This window comes from Streptomyces lacrimifluminis, assembly GCF_014646095.1.
In the GTDB taxonomy this organism is placed as follows: domain Bacteria; phylum Actinomycetota; class Actinomycetes; order Streptomycetales; family Streptomycetaceae; genus Streptomyces; species Streptomyces lacrimifluminis.
The window spans coordinates 254353-265036 of record NZ_BMMU01000009.1; the positions used below are offsets into that span (position 1 = coordinate 254353).

A 10684-nucleotide genomic window follows, 5' to 3' on the forward strand; every position below is an offset into this window, starting at 1 on the left:
ACACCGGTGCGAATAGGCTCAACAGGGGTACGGGTGGCGATGGAACGTATGGGTGAATAACAGAGCGGCTTAGAGAGTGGCGGATATTAAGGCGTTTCAAAGGAATGGGCCACTGGATGCTTACTGAAAGCTGAAGATTTTAAGTATATTGGAGAGTGAAAAGAAATAGACGAAGTGCGTAAGGCGGGCAGCCATTCGGCGCTACGCCATGTCGAAAGTGAAGATCGACCATGTTATGTAGATTGATATACCCACTCCAAGAATGCTGAATAATGTCATGAGCTGCTTCAGGATAACCGACTGACTTTTCCCGGCGAAAAGAAGAATGTATCCGAAGAGCGCCAATCCAAAGATTCCGTCAACTATCGCCAGAGAACTATAGCTCTCTCCGGATATGAGCACATAGTTTAAGGGGATAGCGAAGGCGCTAATAATTACCAAGCATGAAGCCAGGAAGCCTCGCCTTGCTTCGGTTAAGAATTTTCCATCTTCTGTGCGTGATGCCATAATGTCGTTTATTATAATTGATCTTACTGATTCTGCATACTACACATGAAGAAACCCCCAGCCTCGTGCTACCTGGAAGGCAGCTCAAGAGGCTGAGGGCTGTTGGCTCTTCAGCTACCCGACGCTACTTCAGCAAATCGGGCAGTCGTCCGGGTCGACTTCGCCGTCGTTGTCCTGACCGCCGAGGTCTACTTCCCGGATCTTCCTGGCGAGCAATTCGGCGTACGCCGCCTGTCCCTTTGCGTTCGGGTGGAAGCTTGCCAGTTGGTTATCCAGGATCAACCCGTTAACGAACGGGTCGTCAGAGCAGACGTCGTGACCGATGAACGGAGATCCCTCAGCTGTCGCGTCGACGAAGTGCAGGCGGTCGAAGAAGTCGGCATTCACCGACTTAACCGTGTCGACGTTCTCCAGGATCTTGGCGTTCAGGGCGTTCAGCACCTCGACCGCTTTTTGCTTACGGCCTTCAGTGAAGAACGGGTAGTCGCTACCCGCCTCACCAACAGCGCAGCCACCGCCGTCGGCAGTGAGGATGGGCGGATACCCAGCCACGTACACCTTGGCATGCGGTGCCTTGTTGAGGATTTCGATGTACGTCTGCTGCAACAGAACTTCCAGGAAGCTCATGTTGGTGTTCGCGAGATCGATCGCCCCATCGCAGTCCCTAGTAGGGTATGCGCAGGACTCGACCATGTACCCGAACCCGATGTCGTTGCCGCCAATGGTGATGGAGACAACGCCAGTGTTCTCGTTGAGGTGGTCCGCTTGCGGGTCCTCGTCGAGGTTCACGCCATCGCTGGTGTCCTCGGCCTCCCACACTCCGGTGATGTGCTTGGTCCTGGCGCCTGAGCAAGCCCAGAAGCCGCCCTGGTCCAAACGCAGACCGTTGCCGGGGTTACGAGCGGCCAACTGGGCATAGGCCAGATCACTACGGTGACACTTGTTTGTGCTCGTGTTGCTGGACGCAGCAAACGGCTCGACTCCTTCTCCGGAAGAGTAGGAGTCGCCGAGTGCCACGTACGGCACGGGCAACGGACGCACCGGATCTGATTGTTCCAGCTCATCCACGTTGAACACAGCTCCACGCGGATAATCCAGACCAACGTTCGGAATGGCGATGGGGTAAAGCTTCACCCCATCGCAGGAGTTGCTGTCACAGTGACTGCGAACGTACAGCGTGCCAGCGCTGATGACCGCATTGGCGTCGTAAGTGAAGCCGTAGTCACCGTTTCCACCGGAGAGGTCGCCGTGCATGTGCTTGTCGTACACGACCGTGCCGCCGCCGTCGAACACCTTGATGGTGACCGCGTTGACACCCCAACCCCCGTTACTCACGGGAGCCTGGGCGCTCAGCTCTAGGACGAGCTTTCCGCTGGTACCGACAAGGGCTCGGTAGTTGCTCGGGTTGTAGGTGACTCCATACGCATCCTTCGAGGGAAGCGTCTTGGACCACACCTTCTCGCCGGTAGCGCTGAGCTTGACGACGGTGTTTACTTGGGTGCTCGTCAGAGCGCCGTTGACCATCTCGTTCTCGCGCATGATGACGAAGGTTCCGCCATCCGGAGCCGGCCTCATTGAAGCGTCGCTTACGTACGCCCCCGGAACCGACACCTTGCGAGTCCACACAACCTGCTGGTTGAGTGCGTTGTATGCCGAGATGCTGACACTTCGGCCGCCGCCGGACTCGCTCGTGTAGGTCGGGTAGAAGAGCCGCCCCGTCGCACTGACGGGCATGTTGGCACTTTTACCGTCTTTCGAGCCGAGACTCGTACCGGCGTAGGTGTAGAAGTTGGCGATCGTGCTGCCGTCCTTGAATACGGCGATGCCACCATTGAAGGCGATCGTGCGACTGCACCTGCTCGACGTCAAGTTGACGCTGAGTACCTTCTTCGGCTGCACCGTGCCGGGCTCCACTTCGGGAGTTATGCCGACCAGCTGCGAGCTACCGTTGACGAAGTAGATGTTCCCGTTCGCACCGATGCTGGGGTCTACACCATCAGCGTCAGTGCAACCAGTGGGATACTTCCACTTCAACCCGTTGCCCTCATAGGCCAACAGGTTGGTGCCGTGAGCCGAGTTGCTTCCGTTCCAGCCGTACGACTGTCCGTAAAGGACGCCGTTCTTGTCGACGACAGGACGCTGAATGCAGTTCGGACGACCGTCGATCGTCTGGCTGGATGAAAGCTCGCGAACTATCTGCCCGGAAGCGTCGTAGCTCTTGAGGTTGTTCGGGCCAGCCGAGTCACAGGGGACTGTTACGCCCCCCGCCGGATCCGTCACCGTAGTGCTATACGCATGGGAATCCACTGCGTTCCACCGAAGCTGCGGAATATACTCCGCAGCCGACGCTGTCCCCGAAGAGACGAACGTCAACATTGACGCGATCAGACCCGCCAAAGCGAGCATGATCGGTGTGCGCTTTTTGCGCATGATGGTTTACACCACCTTCCTGATTGCTTGGTTGTGAATGAACGAGGAACGAAAAAGGGCGGCTCACGCCTGACGGCGGAACCACCCTCTGAACATTCCTTTTTGACTGAAGAGCCGAGACTATTTATGACATCATTGGGTATTTTTGCAAAGAGTAGAATTTACAACGTTCTTTTAGAGGTGCGAGGAAATAGAGAAGCCCCGTTCCAGCGACCTCTACGGATCGCTGGAACGGGGCGTTTCACCGGTCGCTACTCGGCGCGGATGACCCGAGCATTCCTGACCGTGGCGTACGTCTCCTCGTGGATGATCGCGTAGTTGTACGCCTCGAACCACTCGGTGAATGTAATCGCTTTACGCGACCACGGGCCGTCGGGTCGGTGTAGAAACTCAACGCCGTACGTCTCGGTGTCGAGGAGCAGTTCCATCAGCTCGCTGGGCACCGACTTGGTGAATCCGCGTCCATCCGGCGCACCCGTGAGGATTGCATCCCCACTGATGTACGCCTGGCTGCGGAGCCCTTTGGCGTGCTGCCACAGTAGGACCGTGGCGCGCAGGTTGAAGGGCAGGGACCAAAGCATCGCCTCGTCGTTCGCAAGGAACGAAGCCGGCGGGCTGTCGAGGTTGAACGCCTCGTACGAACCGCCGACGATGCCTCGGATGGTTTCTACGTTCTCCGCGTCGACTTCAACGCGCTTGATGGGCTGCTCCTCGTCGCAGGGGAACAAGATGCCAGTGATCACGGGACCACCTAGGTTCTCGACCGTGGGACTGCGTCTGGAGTGACGGTCGTTTCACTCCAGAGGTGAACCTCACGAGCAAGTTGATGAGCCCCGCCCCGATGACCCCCAAGGGACCACCAGGACGGGGATTTCCGCACTGCCGGGAGCGTTGGCAGATACGGAGCTGGGGGGTTAGCTGCCGTTTCCGTTGCCGACCTTGGTTCCGGGGACGCGGCCACGGGTGCCGCGTGCGTCCTTCAGAATCTGGGGCATGTCGGTTGCAGCCTTGTTGAACTCCTCCAGGGGAACGTAGGCGTCGCGCTTCTTGCCGTCGGGCGTCGTGATCTCGATGATCACGAGGTCATCGCTGATGTCCTTGAACGCGCCCAGTTCGGTGACGAGTACGTCCAGCGCCTTCGGCTGGTCGATGTCCGGGTGCTGCCGGACGACGACTGCGGCGAACTGCTTGTCGTTCCCCTGCTTACCGCTGAGGTCCGAGACCTTCTGGCTGACGATTGCCATCTTTCTGCTCCACTCGGTGTTGTAGGTTCTGGGCTGGATTTTTCCTGGCCCTACATCCATTTATGCGCCAGTGGGCAAGGTATTTCTATAGAGTTTGACGTAACCACAACACCGAAACGAATGTAATTAACAGGGGCGGTGGCGCAATGGAAGCTGCTCGTTATTCGCAAGGATCAGGCGATCAAGCGTGTGTTGCGGAAGCCGGTGGGTCGATAGGTCAAGCTGGCAGCTCCGAGGTCGTGGAGCGCTCGACCAGTAGCGGAGTCCTGAGAGAAAATCTGTCGGCAACCACGGCGTGCCGTGGGATCATGCGGTCATGACAGGCCAGCATGAGGAGTCCAACGGTGACCGCTTGAGCAAGGAAGAGTGGTATAGGGTCGCTCGCTTCGACGATCCGTCCATCGAGCTTACTGAGCGAGAGAATCGACTCGCGGCTGAAGCCCTGGCGCCGGTGGTTAGCCGCGTTGCCGAAATGATGTCTTCTATCGTGCCTGACTTCTCACCAGCGGTATGGGAAGCCGCGCAGGAGGTTCTACAGCGGCTTGCTGAAATCAGCACGGTTGTACGGACTTTTGCCGAGTCCGCTGCCCCCTACTTGCAGGGAATCTTTGAGTCGCTGGGAGATTTTGCCAAGCGGAACTTTCCCGAGAATTGGGATGGTGTAGATGGATCGTCGTTCAAGGGCCTGAGTTCGATCCTAATCGACGAGGGAATCCCTTTGATGTGGGTGCCTGGTCCAATGGTGGTCGAGGCGTTTCTGATCGCTGACAGTGCTTCTAGCCGACGCCGAATTATTAGCTCTCGGTGGAAGGGGATCGTGTCCGACTGCGAGGCGGTGCTTCACGGGATAGACCATCCAGACCTATTGGACGAGCGCGATTTCGCTTTGAGCTGTGTCCATGCGCTTCGCGACGGGCACTTCAATCCGGCTCAGGCGCTCGCAGCTAATCTGCTTGATACCACTTTGCTCCATCTTGATGGCGACATCCGTAAGTCGGTCAGGTCGAATCACTTCAAGCAGAACGGAGTGAAGTTTGACCTCGATGAACACCAGTTCAGGGTGGCGCTTACGTTTGCCCCTGTGTGGTGCGCGCACGCCAAGTTCAAGGCGGATATGAGGGACACTATCCCGCGTGTATTTGCCAGGCATGCAAGTGTCCATGCCGTATCTCGTAAGCAGTACAGCCGAGTTAATGCAGTCATCGGACTCATGGTGGTTACGTCGGTGCTCAAGTTCTTCGACTTGGAGTTGTCGAGATAATTTCACCACTTTTGCGAATGTCGTCGTATAATTGAATATGTAAACGGAGAAGTTCACCTGTGACGACAGAAGACCTAGAGCGATTACGGAAATCGACAGCAAAAAGCGGGGTGCCCCTGAAAGTGGAGCACCCCGCCGTGATCGCCAAGCTGGCACTACTGGTTAGTGAAGCCAGACGATCTCGACCGCGTCAGGATCAAAGCGCCAGCCGTTCCACATCTTCCCGCCCGGCATACTCGGGTGAATCACGACCTTCTCGACCACAAGCCGGATGACACTTGCTCGCCACTCGATGCTTGCGTTGTCCCAGACGGCGCGTATGCCGCCGTCGGTTGGAACGGCAAGGCTCTTTGCTTTGGCGCTCAAGAGTTGCTTCTTCTCGGTTTCGAGTGCCGCGAACCGATCTTTGATCGTCCCGAGCATGACGCGGTAGTCGTCTTTTTCGTGCTCGCCTGCTGCGTACTCGGCGGCCAGTAGTTCACGACGCGTCTGTAGCTCACTGAGTTCTTGGATTACTTCGCTCATGCGCAGTTCGTTGACGGGCGGGATCAACGCCCGAATGATGTCCGGTGAGTCGAAGCGGTACAGCACTTGCTGCGTGACGAACGCCTCGACAGCATCAGCGATGCGGAAGACCGAGCAGCACCCGATCCGATTTCCGCTGGTGTCCCACTTCTTACAGGCGTAGCGACGTTGGTACTTGATGGTTCCGTCTGCGAGCGGGTACGTCTTTCCCTGGCCGTACATCACTCCGCCGCAGTACTGGCCTTTCTTCGCTGTGTCACGCCACGTGCCGCCGCACTCGACGAATCCACTCAACAGATACGTACGGCCCTTCACGCTGCCCTTGTTCACCCAGTACTTTTCGCGCCCGTTGAACATGACCTCCATAGCGTCGTGTTCGGCGCGGGTAAAGACGTACGGCCACTTGGCACGGTGCCGCTCGTCGCGGTGAATCCGTGTGCCGCCGGTTTCCGGGTTCTGTAGGCATGGGCAATCTGTTGGGTGGCCGGTGGGGTCGAACTGCACGTAACTCTCGTTAAGCATCGTGCGCTTGAACTTGCCGACATCCCAAGTACCGTCGCAGATGCTCTCTTTCCCTTTGTACTTGGTTTTTTGGCCCGCACGCGTCGTCTTGATTCCTTGGTCGTTCCAGCGCCGTACGCACACGAACTGGCTGTCACCGGCGAGTGTCCACCGTTTGCCATCTTTGAGCGCGGCTACTTCCTCTTCCCGCACTTGGTACGGGTCGATGATGTCTTTTTCTTTGATCGGGTCATACCCGACTACCTTGCCGTACCCAAAGGTTCGCTGACCGCCAGACCACTCGCCCTTGCGCGCACTTTGCGCTTTTTCACGGACGATGAGCTCTTGGAGGTCTTCTGCTGTCCCGGCATCCATGGCGTTCTGGATGCGATCCATCCTGCGGTTCTGCGACATCGTGAGGTCGAGGTCATACCCGCGTACGTATTTGTACTGGACGCCGTAGCTGCGAGCGAGCTTGATCTGTCGCTCGTTTTCTTCCGGCTTACGGGTGAGCCGCGCTTTGGTGTAGGACAGCACGATCTTGACGGGGCCAGCTTGCAACTGGCCCATCATGTCTTCGTAGTCCGGGCGGTACTCGTCGCTGTTGGTGCTGGCGGATATGTCGTTGTCGCAGTAGATGCGAACAAGCGTCACGCCAAGCTGCGCGGCGAGTTTCCGTATGTCTTCTTCCTGGCGCTGAACGCCAAGTTCCGTGCCTTCTCGGTCATCGCTGATGCGCAGATAACCGAATGCGAGTTGTCCCTCCAGCTGGTTGAGCATGTTCGTCTATTCCTTTTCATGATCCATTTTAATGGATGCACAGGAATTTGACGAGTATGCCGTCGGCATCATCGCCGCGGTGGCGTTCGCGGCGGTGCTCTACAAGGTCGTGACGAGTGGGCAGGTCAGCTCGGAGTTGCAGGCGATCGTGAAGAAGGCCCTCGATGCCAAGATGTGAAGGCCAGGGCCAGGGCCAGGGCCAGGGCCGGGATGTGGGGCGGTTCCGGGACCGGGGGTTCGTGACCGCCGAGGCCGCCGTCGTGCTGCCCGCGCTGGTGCTGTTCTCGATGGCGCTGGTCTGGGCGCTGCTCGTCGCGGCAGCGCAGATCCAGTGTGTGGACGCGGCCCGGGCCGGTGCCCGGGCCGCCGCCCGGCAGGACCCGCCCGGCGAGGTCGCCGCGGTGGCCCGGGGTGCGGCCCCGCGCGGGGCGGAGGTCACCGTCACCAGAGAGGGCGACCTCGTGCGCGTGCAGGTGGTGGCGCAGCCGCCGGGGCTCGGCGGCCTCACGGTCGATGTCGCGCACGAAGCGGTGGCGCTGGCGGAGGAGACGGTGGGGGTGGGTGCGTGAAGCGTTGGGGAGACGGGTGGCCCGCCAGGTTCGCCAGAGCTGTCTCCGCGCGCTCGGTCCGCTCCGACCGTGGCTCCGCGACGGTCTGGACCGTGGGTGCGATCGCCGTCCTGTGCGTGGTGTTCGGCGTTGTGCTCGCCATGGGGCAGGCCTCTGTGACCCGGCATAGGGCCGCCGCGGGGGCGGATCTGGCGGCGCTCGCGGCGGCGGACCACTGGACGGAGGGTGCCTCGGAGGCCTGTGCGCGGGCGGATCGGGTGGCCACGGCCCAGGGCACCCGGCTCGTCCGGTGCGCGCTGGTGGGCGAGACGTCGGACCTGACGGTGCGGTCGGGACGGGGCCTGTTCGGGGCGGAGATCAGATCGAGAGCGGGTCCACCAGGGCCCACGGGCCCGCTGAGACCGACCTGAGCCGACCCCGTACGCCCCTACGCCCGTACGCCTGCCAGGCCGGTCGCCGGGCGAGCCCTAACCCTTCTCGTCGGGGACCTTCTCCTCCGGCGCTCCCTGTAGCAGAACCGTCAGCAACCGCACCGCTCCCCGTTTGTGCAGGGGCTCGTTGCCGTTGCCGCACTTGGGGGACTGGATGCAGGACGGGCAGCCGGCGTCGCACTCGCAGGAGGCGATGGCCTGGCGGGTGGCCGTCAGCCAGGAGCGGGCCGTGTGGAAGGCGCGTTCCGCGAAGCCTGCGCCGCCGGGGTGGCCGTCGTACACGAAGACCGTGGGGAGGAGGGTGTCCGGGTGGAGCGGGACGGAGACGCCGCCGATGTCCCAGCGGTCGCAGGTCGCGAAGAGGGGCAGCATGCCGATCGACGCGTGTTCGGCGGCGTGCAGGGCGCCGCCGAGGATCTCCGGGTTGATGCGGGCCGCGTCGAGCTGGTCCTCGGTGACGGTCCACCACACGGCACGGGTGCGCAGCGTGCGCGGAGGGAGGTCGAGCTTCGTCTCTCCCAGGACCTCACCGGTGATGACGCGTCGGCGCAGGAAGGAGACGACCTGGTTGGTGACCTCGACGGAGCCGTAGCAGAGGCGGCCGTCGCCCCAGGGGATCTCGGTGTCCGTCTCCAGGACGGAGATGGACGTCGTGTCCCGGGCGACCGTCGAATACGGCGGGTTGGCCTCCTCGACCAGGGCGACCGAGTCCGTCAGGTCGAGGGAGCGGACGAGATAGGTGCGGCCCTGGTGGAGGTGGACCGCGCCCTCGTGCACGGCAGTGTGCGAGGCGCCCGCGTCGACCGTGCCGAGGAGCCGTCCCGTGCCCTCCTCGACGATCTGGACCGGGTTGCCGCCACCGCCCCGGATGTCGGCCAGGTCGGCGGCCCGCTCACGGCGTGTCCAGTGCCAGGCGCTGGTGCGGCGCCGGAGCAGCTTCGCGGCCTCCAACTGCGGCAGCAGGGCCGCCGTTTCCGGGCCGAAGAGTGCCAAGTCCTCCTCGACCAGGGGTGATTCGGCAGCCGCGGCGCACAGGTGGGGGGCCAGGACGTACGGGTTGTCCGGGTCGAGGACCGTCGACTCGACCGGCTGGTCGAACAGGGCTTCCGGGTGGTGGACGAGGAACGTGTCCAGCGGGTCGTCGCGGGCGACCAGGATCGCCAGCGCGCCCTGTCCGGCGCGTCCGGCGCGTCCCGCCTGCTGCCACAGGGAGGCGCGGGTGCCCGGGTAGCCGGCGATGACGACGGCGTCCAACCCCGAGACGTCGATGCCGAGTTCGAGGGCGGTGGTGGCGGCGAGGCCGAGGAGTTCGCCGGAGTGGAGGGCCTGCTCGAGGGCTCTGCGCTCCTCGGGGAGGTAGCCGCCTCGGTAGGCGGCCACGCGCCGGGCCAGCGAGCGGTCGACCTCGGACAGCCGTTCCTGGGCGATCACCGAGATCAGCTCGGCACCCCGCCGGGAGCGGACGAAGGCCACCGAGCGCACGCCCTGGAGGGTGAGGTCGGTCAGCAGGTCGGCCGTCTCGGCGATGGCCGTACGCCGGACGGGCGCGCCCTTCTCGCCGTGCAGCTCGGTGAGCGGCGGTTCCCAGAGGGCGAACACCAGTTCACCGCGAGGCGAGGCGTCGTCGGCGATCTCGACCACCCGGAGACCCGTCAGACGGCCGGCTGCGACGGCCGGCTCGGCTGCCGTGGCGGAGGCGAGCAGGAAGACGGGGGAGGCGCCGTAGCGGGCGCACAGGCGGCGTAGCCGGCGCAGGACCTGGGCGACGTGGGAGCCGAAGACACCGCGGTAGGTGTGGCATTCGTCGATGACGACGTACTTCAGCGATTTCAGGAAGGAGGCCCAGCGGGGGTGGGACGGGAGTATCCCCCGGTGGAGCATGTCCGGGTTGGTCAGGACGTAGTTCGCGTACTGGCGGACCCACTCGCGTTCCTCGAAGGGGGTGTCGCCGTCGTACACGGCAGGTCGTACCGCGTTTCCCAAAGGTTGTGAAAGTTCCTTCACGGAACGTCGCTGGTCGGCCGCCAGGGCTTTGGTCGGGGCGAGGTACAGGGCGGTCGCCCCGCGGCCGTTGGGGGCCTCGGAGCCGTCCAGGAGGCACGAGAGCACCGGCACGAGGTACGCGAGCGACTTGCCCGAGGCGGTGCCTGTGGCGACGATCACGTTGTCGCCGTCCAGGGCGTGCTCGGCGGCCAGTGCCTGGTGGGCCCAGGGGTGTTCGATTCCGGCGGCCTGGACGGCCGCGACGACCTCCGCCCGAATCCGGTCGGGCCAGACGGCATGACGGCCCGCACGCGGGGGCAAGTGCTCCGTATGAGTGATGCGCGAAGCCCGGCTCGGCCCCGGGGCGAGCCGGTCCAGGATGGTGCCCGGATCGGGTCGCGAGGCGGCGAAAGCCGAGGGTCGTTCGGATCGGTGATTCTTGGCCATCGGCAT

9 protein-coding genes are annotated in these 10684 nt (G+C 62.2%); 4 read left to right on the top strand and 5 right to left on the bottom strand.

All coding sequences use genetic code 11. The features are described 5' to 3' along the window. Positions 1 to 636 precede the first annotated feature (636 nt). The 3 genes from IEY89_RS16725 to IEY89_RS16735 form a co-directional block, all read right to left on the bottom strand. On the bottom strand, positions 637 to 2937 hold the full coding sequence (locus IEY89_RS16725) for an SGNH/GDSL hydrolase family protein (RefSeq protein ID WP_189148186.1): 2301 nt from the start codon (positions 2935 to 2937) through the stop codon (positions 637 to 639). A gap of 251 nt (positions 2938 to 3188) precedes the next feature. Continuing rightward, positions 3189 to 3680 (bottom strand): DUF3846 domain-containing protein, encoded by a 492-nt coding sequence (locus tag IEY89_RS16730; protein WP_189148187.1) that lies wholly within the window; start codon positions 3678 to 3680, stop codon positions 3189 to 3191. 171 nt (positions 3681 to 3851) lie between these two features. Then, entirely contained in the window at positions 3852 to 4181 is a 330-nt protein-coding gene (locus IEY89_RS16735; RefSeq protein ID WP_189148188.1) for a hypothetical protein, read from the bottom strand. Positions 4182 to 4497: 316 nt separating this feature from the next. Between IEY89_RS16735 and IEY89_RS16740 the strand changes: the two genes are divergently transcribed. Beyond that, on the top strand, positions 4498 to 5442 hold the full coding sequence (locus IEY89_RS16740) for a hypothetical protein (RefSeq protein ID WP_189148189.1): 945 nt from the start codon (positions 4498 to 4500) through the stop codon (positions 5440 to 5442). A 162-nt stretch (positions 5443 to 5604) separates the two neighbouring features. On the opposite strand, the gene IEY89_RS16745 is transcribed toward IEY89_RS16740, so the two are convergent. Continuing rightward, a complete protein-coding gene (locus IEY89_RS16745) occupies positions 5605 to 7248 on the bottom strand; it encodes a recombinase family protein (protein ID WP_189148190.1) in 1644 nt (547 codons plus the stop codon). A 31-nt stretch (positions 7249 to 7279) separates the two neighbouring features. Here IEY89_RS16745 and IEY89_RS16750 point away from each other — a divergent pair, with 31 nt between their 5' ends. From IEY89_RS16750 to IEY89_RS16760, 3 genes are read left to right on the top strand one after another with little or no spacing between them, the layout of a single operon-like run. After that, entirely contained in the window at positions 7280 to 7426 is a 147-nt protein-coding gene (locus IEY89_RS16750; protein ID WP_189148191.1) for a DUF4244 domain-containing protein, read from the top strand. Continuing rightward, positions 7413 to 7817 carry a TadE family type IV pilus minor pilin gene (locus IEY89_RS16755; RefSeq protein ID WP_229695261.1) on the top strand — a complete coding sequence of 135 codons (405 nt, stop codon included), beginning with the start codon at positions 7413 to 7415 and terminating at the stop codon, positions 7815 to 7817. Before IEY89_RS16750 ends, IEY89_RS16755 begins: the two co-directional genes overlap by 14 nt. Further along, on the top strand, positions 7814 to 8227 hold the full coding sequence (locus tag IEY89_RS16760; protein ID WP_189148192.1) for an Rv3654c family TadE-like protein: 414 nt from the start codon (positions 7814 to 7816) through the stop codon (positions 8225 to 8227). The genes IEY89_RS16755 and IEY89_RS16760 overlap by 4 nt, the downstream gene beginning before the upstream one ends. Positions 8228 to 8284: 57 nt before the next feature. Here IEY89_RS16760 and sftH read toward each other — a convergent pair. After that, positions 8285 to 10684 (bottom strand): DEAD/DEAH box helicase (sftH, locus tag IEY89_RS16765; RefSeq protein WP_189148193.1); only part of this gene is annotated, 2400 nt, incomplete at its 5' end.

Excerpts from the sequence above, each read along its gene's own strand:
- IEY89_RS16725 (WP_189148186.1), bottom strand. The coding sequence starts at position 2,937 with ATGCGCAAAAAGCGCACACCGATCATGCTCGCTTTGGCGGGTCTGATC.
- IEY89_RS16735 (WP_189148188.1), bottom strand. The coding sequence starts at position 4,181 with ATGGCAATCGTCAGCCAGAAGGTCTCGGACCTCAGCGGTAAGCAGGGG.
- IEY89_RS16740 (WP_189148189.1), top strand. The coding sequence starts at position 4,498 with ATGACAGGCCAGCATGAGGAGTCCAACGGTGACCGCTTGAGCAAGGAA.
- IEY89_RS16745 (WP_189148190.1), bottom strand. The coding sequence starts at position 7,248 with ATGCTCAACCAGCTGGAGGGACAACTCGCATTCGGTTATCTGCGCATC.
- IEY89_RS16750 (WP_189148191.1), top strand. The coding sequence starts at position 7,280 with ATGGATGCACAGGAATTTGACGAGTATGCCGTCGGCATCATCGCCGCG.
- IEY89_RS16755 (WP_229695261.1), top strand. The coding sequence starts at position 7,413 with ATGCCAAGATGTGAAGGCCAGGGCCAGGGCCAGGGCCAGGGCCGGGAT.